The sequence below is a fragment of the Amycolatopsis benzoatilytica AK 16/65 genome, from assembly GCF_000383915.1.
Taxonomy (GTDB): Bacteria; Actinomycetota; Actinomycetes; order Mycobacteriales; family Pseudonocardiaceae; genus Amycolatopsis; species Amycolatopsis benzoatilytica.
Genome location: NZ_KB912942.1, coordinates 1364418 through 1378734 on the forward strand (window position 1 = coordinate 1364418; position 14317 = coordinate 1378734).

Sequence of the window (14317 nt, forward strand, 5' to 3'; positions counted from 1 at the left end):
GGCCCGCGGGTTGGTTCCACGGGCACGGCCAGGTGTTTCCTCGCCCCGCCGGGGCGGCTCGTCCGCGATCGCGGCACTGCGGCGACCACGGCCGCCGCACCGCGGCGACCACGGCCGCCGCACCGCTGACGGCGGATGCGGCGGCCGGGAGACTCAGCCGCGCTGGTACTGCTCCCAGGTCAGCTTCGGGTTCACCGCCGGGCCGTCGTCCTTGCCGTGGTTGGCGAGGCCGTTCTGCCCGAGGTAGTACGCGCCGACCTGGTGCTGGGCGCCCGAGGACAGGTCCGGGTCGTTCACCGCGACCGCGTGGATGTGGTATCCCCAGTCGCCCTGGTCGGGCGTGCGGACCCAGGCCGCGAAGCCGACCTTGCGCAGGTCCTTGGCGAAGTCCGTGCGGGTCGCCGAAGACATCCCGGACACCGACACGTCCAACGCGCCGCCGCCGTCGTGCGTGCCGGCCGAGGCGCCGACCCCGCCCGGGTTGTACGAGCCCTGGGTGAGGCCGACTTCCTTGCCGAACAGCTTCTCCGCCGCCTGCAGCATGGCCTTGGTACGAGTGTTCAGCGTGACGCCGTGGTAGGTCACGTGGCTGCCCGCGGAGACCGGGTTCGTCACGGTGTACCGGTTGGCGCCGAGCTTCTCCAGCGAGGTCTTGCCGGGCAGGCCGGACGCGTCGAGGCCGGTATAGCCCAGCGACTTCTGGTATTTCGCGTACGCGTCGATGGTGGTGGTGCCGAAGTAGCCGTCGACGTACTTCGCGTCCAGCAGCCCCTTGGCCTGCAGCGCCTGCTCGACGAGCAGCACGCTGTCGTGTGCGCCCGGCGTCTGCGTGCTGTCCGCGCGCTGCGGGTCGATCTGGGCCGCGAGCAGCACCGCCTCCATGTTCGCGGACGGCAGCGCGGCGGCGGTGCCCGGCGCGGCGATCGCGACCGCGGCGGCGGTGGCCGCCCCGGCAGTCAGCACTGCGAGATTCTTCAACATCCGTGTTCCTCCCGGTCCTGGTCGATCCGGGGCTGATCATCGCCGGGAGGGATACACGAGACGTACAAATGAGCCGTTTTCAGGCTCCGGCCGCAATCACTCCAGCCATTCGGTGACGAACCGGTCGTTCTCGTGGATGTGCACGGCCTCGTACGGCTCCGGACCGAGCGAGGCGAACTTGTGCGGGGTGTCCGGCGGGCAGACCAGCACATCGCCGGCGGCGCCCTCGCGCTGCTGGCCGCCGATGGTGAACAGGGCGCGGCCGCGCTGGATGACGAACGTTTCGCGGTAGGGGTGCTTGTGCAGCCGGGGTCCGGTGCCCGGCTCGGCGGTGTACTCGCGGATGACCGAAACACTGGAGCCGACCTCGTAGCCCTCGACGTTCCGGGTGGCAGGTGCTGTCATACCGCCTCACGGTAGCCCTCGCGGGTGCCCCTCGGAGGCGTTTCGGCCGAGCGAGCCGGCTGTCGGATGTCTGTCCGGTCAGAACCGGCCAGATCCGTGTCAACCGGTTGACCGCGCTGCCCGCCAGCCGCAAAGGTCGGACCACAGCAGAGTTCCGGGAGGGCGTGTGCGGCACTCAGTCGTGGCAGCGTTGGTGACGGCGGCCGTCGTCGGTGCGGGGACGGTCGCGGCGGCCGCGCCGCAGACCCCGCTGACGGCCGATCCGGCGGCGTACGTCGATCCCCTGATCGGCACCGGCCGCGGCGGCACGTCGGTCGGCGAGATCAACAACTTCCCCGGGCCGGCCGCGCCGTTCGGGATGATGCAGTTCTCGCCGGACACCGACGGGTCCTACGCTGGCTACCAGTACCACAGCGACAAGATCCGCGGCTTCAGTCTCGACCATGCGTCGGTCGGCTGCAATGCGTTCGGCGACGTGCCGATCCTGCCGGTGACCGGCGACGTCGGAGCGAAACCGTGGGACCGCGTCGAGCGCTTCACCCACGACGGCGAGCAGGCCGAGCCCGGCTACTATTCGGTCGCGTTCCCGGACTCCGGCGTGCGCGCCGAGCTGACCGCGACCACCCGCACCGGCCTGGCCGCGTTCACGTTCCCCTCCGGAGCCAACGCGCAGGTGCTGGTGAAGGCCGGCGCGAGCCTGGCCGGAAACTCCGCGGCCGGCCTGCGGATCACCGGCGACCGCGAGGTGAGCGGCTCGGCCACCACCGGGCACTTCTGCGGCAAACCCAACAAGTACACCGTCTACTACGACATCACGTTCGACAAGCCGTTCACCGCGCACGGGACCTGGGACGGCACTGCCGTCCAGCCGGGCAGCGACCGGGTCGACGCGGCGAAAGCCGGCGCGTACCTGACCTTCGGCGACGCGGGCGTGGTGCACGCGAAGGTCTCCATGTCCTATGTGGACGTCGGGGGTGCCCGCGCGAACATGGCGGCCGAAGCGCCCGGCTGGAACTTCGCGGGCATCCGCGGCGCCACCCGGAACGCCTGGAGCGATGCGCTCGGCCGGATCCGCGTGGCGGGCAAGGATTCCGAGCAGCTCAAGACGTTCTACACCGCGCTCTACCACAGCCTGATGCACCCCAACACTTTCAACGACGCGGACGGCCGATACATCGGCTTCGACAACCAGATCCGCACCCTCCCGGCCGGGCACGCGCAGTACGCCAACTTCTCCGATTGGGACACCTACCGCTCGCTCGCGCCGTTGCACGGGATGTTGTTCCCGAAGGAAGCCAGCGACATGGCCCAGTCGCTGACGAACGACGCGGTCCAGGGCGGCTGGTGGCCGCGCTGGCCGATGGCCAACGGCTACACCGGCCAGATGACCGGCGACAGCTCGGTCGCACTGCTGTCCAGTCTCTACGCCTTCGGCGCCCGTGACTTCGACGTCAAGACCGCGCTGAAGTACCTCGTCAAGGGCGCGACGTCAGTGGACGAGACGCCTGGCGCGTACCAGGAACGCCGCGGGATCGCGGACTATCTCGCCCGCGGCTACCTGCCCAACAACGACGCCTCACGCGGCGACCATGCGCGCGTCGGCGCGTCGATCACGCTGGAATGGGCGATCGACGACTTCGCGATTTCCCAGTTCGCCGGAGCGATCGGCGACCGCGGCGTGGCCCGCGACTTCGCGAAACGCGGCCAGAACTGGCAGCACCTGTTCAACCCGGCCACCGGCTACCTGCAGCCGCGCGGCCAGGACGGCCGGTTCCCGGACGGCCCCGGCTTCGTGCCGCCGCCGCCCGGCAAGTTCGGCCAAGACGGGTTCGACGAGGGCAACGCCGCGCAGTACGCCTGGCTGGTGCCGCAGGACCCGGCCGGCCTGGTGACCGCGATGGGCGGCCCGGCCGCGGCGGCCGGGCGGTTGGACGCCTTCTTCCAGAAGCTGAACGTCGGCCCCAACGAGCCGTACATGTGGGCCGGCAATGAGCCGGACTTCGGCGTGCCGTGGCTGTACAACCACGTCGGCCAGCCGTGGAAGACCCAGGAGGTGGTGCGCCGGATCGCGACCACCTTGTTCAGCGCGACCCCGGACGGCGAGCCCGGCAACGACGACCTCGGCGCGCAGTCCTCGTGGTACGTCTGGGCGGCGCTCGGCCTCTACCCGACGACCCCGGGCACGCCGGACCTGACCGTGCACAGCCCACTGTTCGAACGCGCGGTGCTGAGCCTGCCGGGCGGTCGCACGCTGGACCTTCGGGCACCGGGGGCGTCCGCGACCACGCAGTACGTCCACGGCCTCGCGCTGAACGGACACCGGTGGGATCGGACGTCGCTGCCGCGGGACCTGGCCCGCGACGGCGGCCGGCTCGACTTCACGCTGTCCGCGCAGCCGGATCGGACCTGGGCCGCGAACACCCAGCCGCCGTCGTACCGGGACAACGAAGAGCCCTATGTGGCTTCGGCGACGAACCAAGTCACCGTGGCGCCGGGCCAGTCCGGCACTGTCGAGGTGCACGGCCAACGGCTCGGCGGGCACCTGCGTTCGCTCGACCTGACGACCTCGGCCCCGGCCGGGATCGCCGTCTCCGGGCCGCGTTCGGTCGTGCTCGACGACCGCACCGGCGGCGGGAAAACCGACCTGACGGTGGCGGTCCAATCCGGCACGGCGGAGGGCTACTACCAAGTTCCGGTCACGGTGCGAGGCGCCGGACATTCGGTTTCGTCTTCGGTTATCGTGTTGGTCGCACCGAAGGGAAGTCTCGCCGACGCGTTCGGTAACGCCGGAATTTCCGAGGACGGCGACGGCGGTTCCGCCAATTTCGACGGCGCGGGCAACAGTTATTCCGGTAATGCGCTGTCCGACGCCGGTCTCGCTCCGGGTTCGGCCGGACACGCAGCGGGTACGACCTTTGTCTGGCCCGCCGCGCCGGCCGGCCGCCCGGACAACGCGGTGCCGTCCGGGCAGAAGCTCGACCTGGCTGGAACTTCAGCCAGCCGGCTGCTTTTCGTTGGCTCGGCGACGAACGGCGACCACCGGGGCAGCGCCACCGTCGCTTTCACCGATGGAACAACGGCGACCGCCGACCTGTCGTTCGGCGACTGGGTATTGCCCGGCGGAGGTACCGAACCAGTGTTCGGTAATTCGTTGGTCGCCCGCGCCGCATATCGGAATCAGCCAGGCGGTCGAGGATCCGGCGCGTCGGTGTACGCCACGAAACCGCTGGAAATCCCAGCAGGCAAGAAGATCGCTGCGGTGACTCTGCCGACCGACCCGGACCTGCACGTTTTCGCTCTCGGGCTCGGCTGAGCGTTGTCAAGCGGGATTATCGCAGTGTGATCTGTTCGGCGGTTCCGGAATTTCTCCGGCCCCTTCGTCGTAAGTGACTGGCGTGCTCACGACGAAGGGGAGTGGCGTGAACGAAACACGCGAAGCGGCGAGGGGCGCCGCAAGCCAGCTCAAGCTGGTGCTCGTGCTGGGCGTTCTGGTGGCATTGGGGCCGCTGTCCATCGACATGTACTTGCCGGCGCTGCCGGACATCACCCGCGAACTGTCGACGACGGAGTCGACCATTCAGCTCACCCTCACCGGAACGGTGCTGGGACTCGGGCTCGGCCAGCTGATCGCCGGCCCGCTCTCGGACGCGATGGGGCGGCGGATCCCGCTCGTCGCGGGAAGCCTGATCCACGTCGTCGCGTCGCTGTTGTGCCTGGTGGCGCCGAACGTCGAACTGCTGAGCGCGGCGCGTGTCCTGCAGGGCCTGGGGGCCTCGGCAGGCGCGGTGCTGGCGCTGGCCGTGGTGCGCGACCTCTACACCGACCGCGCGGCCGCGAAGCTGCTGTCCAAGCTCATCTTGGTGATGGGTGTTTCCCCGGTGCTCGCACCGACGCTCGGCAGCGCGCTGCTGGCGTGGACGCACTGGCGCGGGGTGTTCGTGGTGCTCGCCGCGATTGGTCTGGCCAGTGGCATCGCCGCGGCGCTGGCGCTGCCCGAGACGCTGCCGGCGGCGCGGCGTCAGCCCTTCCAGGCGAGGGCGACCGTGCGGTCCTACCGGAGTCTGTTCACCGACCGCTCGTTCCTCGGGCTGGTGCTGGTGGCCGGGTTCGCGATGGCCGGTCTGTTCGCGTTCGTCAGCGGCGGGTCGTTCGTGTTCCAGCAGCAGTACGGGCTGGACCAGCAGCAGTTCGGCCTGATGTTCGGGGCCAGCGCGGTGTGGCTGATCGCCGCGACGCAGGTCAACGCGCGGCTGATGAACCGCTTCGAGCCGCATCAGGTGCTGCTCGTGGCGAGCGTTGCCGCGGCGGTTTCGGCAGCCGTGCTGCTGACGACCGCGCTGACTGGGCTCGGCGGCATGTTCGGTGTCGCGGTGCCGGTGTGGGCGGTGCTGTTCTTCGCCGGGCTGATCCTGCCGAATGCTCCCGCGGTCGCGCTGGACGCGCACGGCGACAACGCCGGGACGGCCGCGTCGCTGCTGGGGGCGGTGCAGTTCGGCGTCGGCGCGGCGATCTCGCCGGTGGTCGGCCTGCTGGGCAACAACGCGGTCGCGATGGCCACCGTGATGTTCGGCGGACTGGTCGTTTCCGGGCTGGTGCTGTGGCTGATCGCGCGGCCGTGGCAGGGCCGGGCAACCGAGCAGAGCGAACTGGCCGACACCCTGGTCCCGGTGGCGGTCGACTGACCCAGCCGGGGCACCCGCTGTCCGTGAGGGGAACCCTGAGGGACTCTGATTCCCTCAGGGTTCCCCTCACGGACCTTTCGGCGCTTTACATGCTGCGCAGCACTGAGACGATCACGCCGAGCACCGTGGCCCGGTCTCCGTCGATCACGTCGTAGGCCGGGTTCCGGGGCTCCAGGTAGACGTGCCCGTCGCGGCGGCGGTAGACCTTCACGGTCGCTTCCTCGTCGATCATCGCCGCGACGATCTGACCGGAATGCGCCTCGGCCTGCTGCTTCACCACGACGATGTCGCCGTCGCAGATCGCCGCGTCGATCATCGAATCGCCGCGCACCCGAAGTCCGAAGACGGTCCCGCGCCCGGTCAGCCCGCGCGGCAGCTGCAGGACGTCGTCCAGGTGCTCCTGTGCGGCGATCGGCGTGCCCGCCGCGATGTCGCCGACCACCGGGACCGGCACCGAGTCGCCGCCGTCGCGGGTGGGCAGGTCGCCGAGGAAGGCGCGCACGTCGATCGGCCGCGACATGGTCGAACTGCGCCGCAGGAAACCCTTGTCTTCGAGGGCGGCGAGGTGCTTCGAGACCGACGACGTCGACCGCAGGCCCACCGACTCGCCGATCTCGCGGGTGCTCGGCGAGTAGCCGTGGCGGCCCACCCAGTCCCGGATGGTGGCGAGGATGCGCTGCTGACGCTCCGGCAGGGCCGAGGCGTCGAGGTCGTCGTAGACGTCGTCGTAGGCGGTCACGGGCCTGATCGTAGAGGGCGCCGGGCACGTCCGCCGGGACCGGGGCGGCTGCTCCACTGTGGACTGTCCGAGCGGGCCGGTAGACTCTCCGCGCCCGAGGGGTGACGGAGGGGGACCGGGATGACACAGCCGATGACACGGCCGAAGGCGACGGGGATCGGGATCGCGCTGGCGATTCTGCTGAGCCTGCTGGAGGCCTACGTGACGAAGTTCGGTATCTTCGGGATTTACTGGCTCTTCGCGAGCGGAAGCCGCATCGACGCCTACGCCTGTCTCGTTGCCGTCATCGGCGTGCTCGCGCTGCCCGTGGTCGTTGGTGCGGTGCTGATCCTGGCGCGGCGCCCGGCGGTCGGCCGGGTTCTCCTGTGGTGCGCGCCCGCACAGCTGCTGCTCGCGGCCAGCAAGTTGGCATTCGTCCACAATGCTTGGGCAAATCTCGTCATTTTCGCCGTGCTGACCGCGCTGGCGGTGGTGCTGTGGCTGCCTGGTGTGTCGGCGAAAGTGCCGGCGACTGCGCCGCAGTGGGGTTACGGGATGCCTTACGGGGCAGCGGTTCCGCCCGCGGCGCCAGGGCATCCAGGTCAGGTTCCGCCGGGATATTCAGGTCAGGTTCCGGTCGGGACGCAGTATCCGCACCCCGGGGCGGGTTTGGCGCAGTATCCGCAGCAATACAGCGCTCCGGCAATGCCCCCGCAGCCCATGCCCCCGCAGCCCATGCCGCAGCAACCGATCCCGGGACAGATTCCGCCCGGTCAGCCGATCGGGCAGTGGCCCGCGCCGGGGCAGCCGCAGGGATGGCCCGGACCACCCGGGCCGTAGCCGTCTCTCCGCCCGGGTGCGCCCACAGCGACCGGTCCGACAGCGGTTCACGGTCCGGCGTAAACCCGCTGCTGCTCGGTGACTTCCGCGAGCGTCCGTTTGAACCGTTCGTACTCCGCCCGGCCGAGTCGGCCGGCGTGCCGGTCTTCCAGTTCCGCGAGGATGCGCGTCGATGCGCTGATCATGGCGTTCCCGCGCGCCGTCGGGCACACGAGTTTCGCCCGCCGGTCGCCGGGGTCCGGGCGGCGCTCGACGTACCCGAGCGTTTCGAGCTCGTCCACCATCGCGCCGATCACCTGTTTGCGCCGCCCGGACCGCCGGGCCAGCTCGGTGGCGCGCGAACCGTCCGGTTCGAGGTAGGCCAGCACCGCACCGTGGCGCGGGCTCAGGTCGGAGAATCCTTCCGCGGACAGCGCTGTGAACAGTTCCCGCTGCACCGCGAACAGCAGCCGCCCGGCGAGCATGCCGAGGTCGGGCGGGCGGGCGGCGGGTTCGGGCACGGCGAAGATCGTAGCCCGCGCCCGGTGGCGAAAACGTCAGGGTCGTCGGGGGAGGACGCAGAATTCGTTGTCTTCGGGGTCTTTCAGCACGATCCAGTGGTCGTCCTCGGGGTCTTCCGCCACTTTCGCGCCGAGCGTCACGAGACGGGCCACTTCGTCGCGCTGTTCCACCCGGTCCGGCGCGATGTCCAGGTGCAGGCGGTTCTTCCCGCTCTTGCCCTCAGAAACCGGCTGGAACAGCAGCGCCGGCCGGTCCGCGGCCTTCAGCTCGACGTAGGTGAGCCCGTGGCTGTCCTGCCATCGTTCGGTGTGCGGATAGTCCAGCGCGGCGCGCCAGAATTCGGCGAGGGCTTCGGCGTCGCGGCAGTCGACGGCGACGGCGATCAGACGGCTGCTCATGTCCAGGGCATACCCGCGATCAGCCGGGGTTACCCGCCGGGACTCCGGATCAGTGCGGTTGCGCGAGGAGCGTGCCGAGACCAGGCCCGGCCGCCGGGCGGCCGAGAAGGCGAAGGCAGTGCCAGAGCGTCACTTGCGTCGAGGTGAGCACTGGTTTGCCGGCCAGCTCCTCAAGACCGGCGAGCAGCGGCGCGGTGTGCAGGGCGGTTTCGGGAACCAGGACTGCTTGTGCGTCCGGGGACTGCGCGGCGTCCACGAGGTCGCGGATGCGCTCGCCGGGCCAACGCGCCAGGTCACGATCCGAACCAGCGTCGGCCGAGACCGCGTGCACGGTGGCGATGTCTTCCTCGGCGAGGAAAGCGGCGAACGCGTCGGTGAGTTCTGGCGCGTACACGGAAGCGAGCGCGACGCGCTCCAGCCCGAGTCGGCGGGCGGCGGCGGCGAACGCCAGGGACGTGCTGCTCGCCGGAACGCCCAGCGCAGCAGACAGGGCGGCGGTTTGCGAGCTGGCGGCAGCCGCGCCGTCAATGAAGCTGCAGCTTGCGCACGCCCAGCTGACCACCCGTGGCGACCCGGTGAACGACCTCGCCGCGCGGACCAGTCGATCGGGCTGGCCTAGCTCGTGCACGGCGGTCGCAGCGGTTTGCCGTTCGACCGTGCGCCGTGTCCAGGGGACGTAGGCGAATTCCACCCCGGGCCGGGCGTCAAGACACCCCGCCAGCGCGGTGAAGTCGTCTTCGGCGCAGTCGCGGGTCGGATAAAGCAGGCCGATCATCGAAGCCAGTGTCGCATCCGTCGACGGTCTTCGCCGGGTGTCTCGTTCAGCTCGCGGCGCGCGTCGCGGCGAACCCGGGATGCGGCAGCCGTTGCGGCGGACCGTCCGGGTGGTACTCGAAGTGCCACCATTCGTTGTCGTACACGCGGTACAGCCCGTACCGCGCGCCGTGGACTTCCAGCCACTGCGCGCCTTCGTACGGTCGCACGTCGAGTGCGACGCCTTGCACGTGCTGGGATTGCGCCGGCGGCAGCGCCAGGCGCAGGGCGCGCTCGTACGAGCCGGTCCGCTGCACTTCCGCGTCGAACAGTTCGGCCTGCGTCTCGGCGTCGCGGTGCCCCGAGGTCAGGCCGAGCAGGATTCCGTGCCGCCACAAGGCTTTGGTGCGCGCCGCGGTGAAGGCGGCGTGCGCGCCGGGGGTGAGTCCGGAGAGGTTTTCTGCCGGGTAGCGGGTATTCAGCGCCCACTGGCACGCCACGTGCAGCGCCCGCCCCCGCGCGACCACCCACGCGACCGGCACGAAAAGCACCGCGAGCACGTGGGTGATCACTCGGTAAATACCGGTCACTGCAACGCCTTCGCGACCGCGGACGCGGCCTGCGCGATCAGCTTGTCGTCGGTTTTCGCGTCTTTCTGCGCGTGGTCGGACAGCACAGCGAGCACGATCGGCGCCCGGTGCGGCGGCCAGAGCACGGCGATGTCGTTGCGGGTGGCGTAATCGGCCGTCCCGGTCTTGTCGGCGACTTGCCAGTCAGCGGGAACGCCCGCGCGGATGGCGTTGGTGCCGGTGGTGCTGGCCCGCATGATTCCGGTCAGCACGGCCTGCTGGTCCGTCGGGAGACCGCTGCCCAGCGCGGCGGCGCGCAGGTCTGCGGCCCAGATTCGCGGGGTGGTCGTGTCCCGGACGTCACCAGGGCTCGTCTCGTTGAGAGCGGGCTCGATGCGGTCCACGCGGGTGACCGTATCGCCCAGCCGGCGCAGGTCGGAACTCAGCCCTGCGGGGCCGCCGATTTCGCGGAACATCAGGTTACCCGCGGTGTTGTCGCTGTAGCGGAGCGCAGCATCGAGGACGCTCCGTAATGACATCGGGGTGTCGAGATGCTTCTCCGTGATCGGGGAATTGGGCACCAGGTCGCTTTTCCGAATTGTGATCATCCGGTTCAGATCTTCCCCGCGGTGCAGGATCGCGGCCGCGGTGAACACTTTATGGGTGGAAGCGTAGGCGAAGCGATCGTCGGCGTGGTAAGCGATCTCGCGGCCATTGCCGGTATCGATCGCGAATACGCCGAGCCGGGCTCCGAAAGCCTTCTCCAGCTGGGAAAAATCGGGCTGCGCGGCGGCGCGGGCAGCGGCCGGCGCCGCGGGCGCGGCGCTGGCTGGTGTTTCCGGTGTTTCTGCTGTGGCGCACGAGGTCAATGCGAACAGGGCGAGCGAGGCCACGGACAGCCTGCGGATCACGGATGCTCCCTCCAAGACGGATCTTCTTCCCGAACACTGCCGGAGCCCCGGTCATGCTCGCTAAGACACTTCTGTGCGAGTTGATGCGAATCTGGCATAAGGTGAGGTCGTGGACTTGGTCGGCTGCAGCAAAGCCTTCGTGAGCGTCGCCGAGGCGGGGAGCTTCACCGGAGGGGCGGCCGTCGCGCGGATCCCGCAACCGGTGGCGAGCCGCCGGATCGCCGCGCTCGAGCGGCACTTGGGGGAGCGGCTGTTCGACCGCTCGACCCGCCGCGCACAGCTCACCCAGTTCGGCCGTGACCTGCTGCCCTCCGCGCAACGCCTGGTCCGGCTGGCCGAGGCGATGGAGAACGACGCCCAGCGCGCCCGCCGCCGCCCGCTGCGGCTGGCTGTCCCGGACACCTGCACGACCCGCGACCTGGCCGAGCTGGAAGCGCAGGCGCGGACCGTGGAGGTGTTCCTGGAGTTCCGCGTCGCCGGGCCGGCCGAGCGAGCGGAACTGGTGCGCACGCAGGAAGTGCGCGCCGCGCTGGTCGCCGTGCCGCCGGAGGACGGGGCTTGGACGGTGCCGCTAGGCCTGGCCAGCGAGGCTTCATCGGACGAAGCGGTGCGGTATCTGGAGACGTTGCGCGCGGGTCGCTCGCCAGGCCCGCGACGCCGGGTGTGGGTCCAGCCCGAGGACGATGTGCCGCACGTGCGAGACCGCATGTTCCGGGCTCGGGACTCGGCCGGGCTGCTGCCGGCGCAGGTGGAGGTCGCGGCGACCTTGACGACGGCAGCCGCGAGTGTGTTCGGATCCTCGGACTTGCTGCTGTGCTCAGCGGACCAGGCGCGGGAACTGGGCTTGGACTGGCGGCCGGTCGGCGGGGTCCGGCTCGCGCGCGGGTACGACGTGGCGGCCGGGCTGGGCGACGATGTCGACCGCGTGCGCGCACCGCTGCGCAGTGCGGTCGCTCGGTGCTTGGGCGCTCTTTGAGAACTCGCGGCGATGGCCGCGCGGGCCGGCGCGGTGCCGGCGGTGCGGCACACTGGCGGCCGTGAACACTGAAGCGCTGCTGGCGAACCTGCGGGACGAGCTCGAGGCGGGCGGCCTGCGCGGCTCGTTCCTGGTCCGCGATCTCGGGTCCGGCCAGGAGATCGGGATCGAGCCGGACCTGGAGTTCCCGACCTCGTCGTTGGTGAAAGTGCCGCTGGTGGCGGTCACCGAGGACCGGATCCGGCGCGGCGAACTCGACGGCGCGCAGCCGGTGGAGGTCGGACCCGGCAAGCTCGACTCCGCGGGCCCGACCGGTCTGTCCCGGTTCCGGTACCCGGCGCGGATCGCGATCGCCGACCTGATGTACCTGGCGTCGGCGATCAGCGACAGCACCGCGGCGGACGCGTTGTTCGCGCTCACCCCGCCCGCAGAGGTCGCGCGGACCGTGCGGGAGTGGGGCATCGCCGGGATCTCGGTGCGGCACCCGGTTCGCGAACTCAGCGATACGCCAGCGGAACGCTTCGCGGTGGGGGAAGTGCACCTGGCGCATTCCCTGGCGATCGGCGCGGCCACCGAAGGCCGTGGCCACCCAGTGCGGCAGCTGGACGTTTCCCGCGCGAGTTCCGGTTCGGCACGCGCGTTCACCGATCTGCTGGCCGCGCTGTGGACTCCGTCGAAGATCGACCCGGAGGTGTCCGCCCGAGTCCGCCACCTGATGGGCGACAACCTCCTGCGGCAGCGACTGGCGCCGGATTTCGCGTCGGATTCGGCGAAATGGTCCTCGAAAACGGGGACGCTGCTGAATATGCGGCACGAAATCGGAGTGGTGGAGCACGAGGACGGCCAGACCTTCGCGGTCGCCGCGCTGACCGAATCCCGGGTGCCGGCCGCGATCCAGCCGGAGGCGGAGATCCTGATGGCGCGGGTCGCCCGGTCGCTGCGGGACCACCTGCGCGCCCGGAGCTGAGTTGTCGCCGGCCAGGCGAAAAGGCTGCACAGCCAGATCGCCGGCAACGCGGTGACGCAGTTCTTCGGACAGCTGTGACTGTCCGGCGCAGATCGCCGCGTCGGACGAGATGGCGCGGCTCGCCCGGGCCTGGAACGGTGCGTGACTGTCCGTGCAGGGCCCCTTGCGGGAATCAGATTCCCGCAAGGGGCCCTTCACGGCCTTTCGTCCGGTCAGACGCCGGCGACCGACTTGATCCAGTCGCGGTAGCGGGTGACGTTGATGTAGGCGGTGTAGGACTTGCGGTCGCTCGTGGACGCGACGCCGACCTGCTTGCCGTTGGCGTACATCGGGCCGCCCGAGTCGCCGCCTGCGGTGATGCCGTCGACGCGGTCCGCGCAGACCGAGACCCCGGCCGCGCCGTCCGGGCAGTCGACCGAAGTGACCTTGACGTTCGCCACCTTCAGCGTCTTCGACTGGCAGTTGATCTCCGGCTGATCGGTGCAGGTCGCGCCCCAGCCGTAGACCTGGACCTGGTCGCCCGTCTTGACGTCGCTCTCGGTGCCGAGCGGCGCGTAGTCGGTCTGGACTTTCTGGTCGATCTGCACCAGCGAGAGGTCAGCGTCGGGGGAGTCGTGCACCGACGTCGCGGACACTGCGGTGCCCTTGGTCTGGTCCAGGTCTCCGACGTGGAAGGTGATCTGCTTGCCGCCGGCGCCCTGGGTGCAGTGCCGGGCGGTGAGGATCCAGTCCGGTGCGACGATAGTGGCCGAGCACAGCTCCTGGCCGCCGGCGAACATCCGGGCGGCGGAGTGCGGGGAGTCGGCGTTGCTGCCGTCGATGATGGCGGGCAGGGCGGCCGGCGTGGCGGCAGTGGCCGGGACGGCCGCGGCCACCGCGGCGAAGGCCAGGCCGGACAGGGCTGCTGCGGTACGCGCGATTCGCACGGGCGATCAACTCCGTTGAGTACGGGGAGTGTTCGGTCAGGTACTTGCTCACCGTCTTAAATGTCGGTAAATGACGGAACCCGCCGAAGGTCGGTCGCCGCGTGGCTCACGACTTTCGTCGTGGTCCAGCCGGAGCAGCCGCTTCGGGCGGCCGTCAGAGGCGGACTGTGGGCGCGGTCACCATGCCCACAGGGTCCAGAATGGTCTCGGGTGGACATGCGGGTCGACAGGCCCCGCCTGAACAGGGAGCGCAGCACGAGGATGGAAGCCGGCTCACAGGGATCGGCGCGGCTCAAGTCGTCGTACCGCTACGACGATCTTGACGTGCTCACGCTGCTGCTCGCCGGAGAGCTCGATGCCGATACCGCCCTGGTCGTGGTCCGCGCGGTGACTTTCGCCTTGGCGAAACGGCCGATGGCGCTGGTCCTGGACCTGAGCGAGCTGAGCCTGCTGACTGACGCCGGAGTCCACGTGCTCCGCGCCGCACAGGACCGGGCAGCCGCCGAAGGGGTGGTGCTGCGGCTGCTCGCGCACCCCTTCGGGGCGGCCGTGCGGTACCTCGCCGAGACCGGGATGACCGGAGTTTTCGACGTGTATCCAGACCGCACAGCGGTCCGGGTGGAGACGGACCGGATCGCCTTCCTGCGCCGGATGAAGCGGCGGCTCGACGCCGGCTGAGCGACGCCTCGG

Annotated in this window: 15 protein-coding genes; 6 read left to right on the forward strand and 9 right to left on the reverse strand. The window is 70.2% G+C overall.

What is annotated here, in order from left to right:
- Nucleotides 1–153: 153 nt before the first annotated feature.
- A complete protein-coding gene (locus AMYBE_RS0106580) occupies nucleotides 154–981 on the reverse strand; it encodes a peptidoglycan-binding domain-containing protein (RefSeq protein ID WP_020658558.1) in 828 nt (275 codons plus the stop codon).
- 96 nt (nucleotides 982–1077) lie between these two features.
- On the reverse strand, nucleotides 1078–1386 hold the full coding sequence (locus AMYBE_RS0106585; protein WP_020658559.1) for a cupin domain-containing protein: 309 nt from the start codon (nucleotides 1384–1386) through the stop codon (nucleotides 1078–1080).
- Nucleotides 1387–1552: 166 nt separating this feature from the next.
- Here AMYBE_RS0106585 and AMYBE_RS40985 point away from each other — a divergent pair, with 166 nt between their 5' ends.
- Complete coding sequence (locus AMYBE_RS40985) at nucleotides 1553–4699, forward strand: GH92 family glycosyl hydrolase (RefSeq protein WP_245573159.1); 3147 nt, start codon at nucleotides 1553–1555, stop codon at nucleotides 4697–4699.
- Nucleotides 4700–4805: 106 nt separating this feature from the next.
- Complete coding sequence (locus AMYBE_RS0106595) at nucleotides 4806–6068, forward strand: Bcr/CflA family multidrug efflux MFS transporter (RefSeq protein WP_020658561.1); 1263 nt, start codon at nucleotides 4806–4808, stop codon at nucleotides 6066–6068.
- A gap of 85 nt (nucleotides 6069–6153) precedes the next feature.
- Here the strand turns inward: AMYBE_RS0106595 and lexA are convergent, their stop codons facing one another.
- Nucleotides 6154–6807, reverse strand: a complete 654-nt coding sequence (lexA, locus tag AMYBE_RS0106600; protein ID WP_020658562.1) for a transcriptional repressor LexA — start codon at nucleotides 6805–6807, stop codon at nucleotides 6154–6156.
- A gap of 120 nt (nucleotides 6808–6927) precedes the next feature.
- Between lexA and AMYBE_RS0106605 the strand changes: the two genes are divergently transcribed.
- Entirely contained in the window at nucleotides 6928–7626 is a 699-nt protein-coding gene (locus tag AMYBE_RS0106605) for a hypothetical protein (RefSeq protein ID WP_027927429.1), read from the forward strand.
- A gap of 47 nt (nucleotides 7627–7673) precedes the next feature.
- On the opposite strand, the gene AMYBE_RS0106610 is transcribed toward AMYBE_RS0106605, so the two are convergent.
- The 5 genes from AMYBE_RS0106610 to bla are packed head-to-tail and all read right to left on the reverse strand — an operon-like array spanning nucleotide 7674 to nucleotide 10758.
- The gene (locus AMYBE_RS0106610; RefSeq protein WP_020658563.1) at nucleotides 7674–8126 is read right to left on the reverse strand and encodes a MarR family winged helix-turn-helix transcriptional regulator; all 453 of its coding nucleotides are present in this window, start codon (nucleotides 8124–8126) and stop codon (nucleotides 7674–7676) included.
- Nucleotides 8127–8162: 36 nt separating this feature from the next.
- Nucleotides 8163–8525: a VOC family protein gene (locus AMYBE_RS0106615; protein WP_020658564.1), complete on the reverse strand. Its 363-nt coding sequence runs from the start codon at nucleotides 8523–8525 to the stop codon at nucleotides 8163–8165.
- Between the two features lie 49 nt (nucleotides 8526–8574).
- Complete coding sequence (locus tag AMYBE_RS0106620; RefSeq protein ID WP_020658565.1) at nucleotides 8575–9300, reverse strand: maleate cis-trans isomerase family protein; 726 nt, start codon at nucleotides 9298–9300, stop codon at nucleotides 8575–8577.
- A gap of 46 nt (nucleotides 9301–9346) precedes the next feature.
- Nucleotides 9347–9868 (reverse strand): D-alanyl-D-alanine carboxypeptidase family protein, encoded by a 522-nt coding sequence (locus tag AMYBE_RS0106625; RefSeq protein ID WP_027927430.1) that lies wholly within the window; start codon nucleotides 9866–9868, stop codon nucleotides 9347–9349.
- Entirely contained in the window at nucleotides 9865–10758 is an 894-nt protein-coding gene (gene bla, locus AMYBE_RS0106630) for a class A beta-lactamase (RefSeq protein WP_020658567.1), read from the reverse strand. The genes AMYBE_RS0106625 and bla overlap by 4 nt, the downstream gene beginning before the upstream one ends.
- Nucleotides 10759–10867: 109 nt before the next feature.
- On the opposite strand from bla, the gene AMYBE_RS0106635 reads away from it, so the two are divergent.
- Together AMYBE_RS0106635 and AMYBE_RS0106640 are read left to right on the forward strand one after the other, a co-directional pair.
- Nucleotides 10868–11734, forward strand: coding sequence for a LysR family transcriptional regulator (locus AMYBE_RS0106635; RefSeq protein ID WP_020658568.1), 867 nt, complete (start codon nucleotides 10868–10870; stop codon nucleotides 11732–11734).
- A 61-nt stretch (nucleotides 11735–11795) separates the two neighbouring features.
- Nucleotides 11796–12701, forward strand: coding sequence for a serine hydrolase (locus AMYBE_RS0106640; RefSeq protein WP_020658569.1), 906 nt, complete (start codon nucleotides 11796–11798; stop codon nucleotides 12699–12701).
- Nucleotides 12702–12913: 212 nt separating this feature from the next.
- Here AMYBE_RS0106640 and AMYBE_RS0106645 read toward each other — a convergent pair whose 3' ends face one another.
- Nucleotides 12914–13627, reverse strand: coding sequence for a S1 family peptidase (locus AMYBE_RS0106645; RefSeq protein ID WP_020658570.1), 714 nt, complete (start codon nucleotides 13625–13627; stop codon nucleotides 12914–12916).
- A 261-nt stretch (nucleotides 13628–13888) separates the two neighbouring features.
- On the opposite strand from AMYBE_RS0106645, the gene AMYBE_RS0106650 reads away from it, so the two are divergent.
- Nucleotides 13889–14305 carry an STAS domain-containing protein gene (locus tag AMYBE_RS0106650; RefSeq protein WP_020658571.1) on the forward strand — a complete coding sequence of 139 codons (417 nt, stop codon included), beginning with the start codon at nucleotides 13889–13891 and terminating at the stop codon, nucleotides 14303–14305.
- Nucleotides 14306–14317: the final 12 nt, after the last annotated feature.

What these genes read in the sequence shown, in the direction of transcription:
- AMYBE_RS0106585 (WP_020658559.1), bottom strand. Translation starts at nt 1,386, where the DNA reads ATGACAGCACCTGCCACCCGGAACGTCGAGGGCTACGAGGTCGGCTCC.
- AMYBE_RS0106615 (WP_020658564.1), bottom strand. Translation starts at nt 8,525, where the DNA reads ATGAGCAGCCGTCTGATCGCCGTCGCCGTCGACTGCCGCGACGCCGAA.
- AMYBE_RS0106620 (WP_020658565.1), bottom strand. Translation starts at nt 9,300, where the DNA reads ATGATCGGCCTGCTTTATCCGACCCGCGACTGCGCCGAAGACGACTTC.
- AMYBE_RS0106605 (WP_027927429.1), top strand. Translation starts at nt 6,928, where the DNA reads ATGACACAGCCGATGACACGGCCGAAGGCGACGGGGATCGGGATCGCG.
- AMYBE_RS0106580 (WP_020658558.1), bottom strand. Translation starts at nt 981, where the DNA reads ATGTTGAAGAATCTCGCAGTGCTGACTGCCGGGGCGGCCACCGCCGCC.
- AMYBE_RS0106650 (WP_020658571.1), top strand. Translation starts at nt 13,889, where the DNA reads ATGGAAGCCGGCTCACAGGGATCGGCGCGGCTCAAGTCGTCGTACCGC.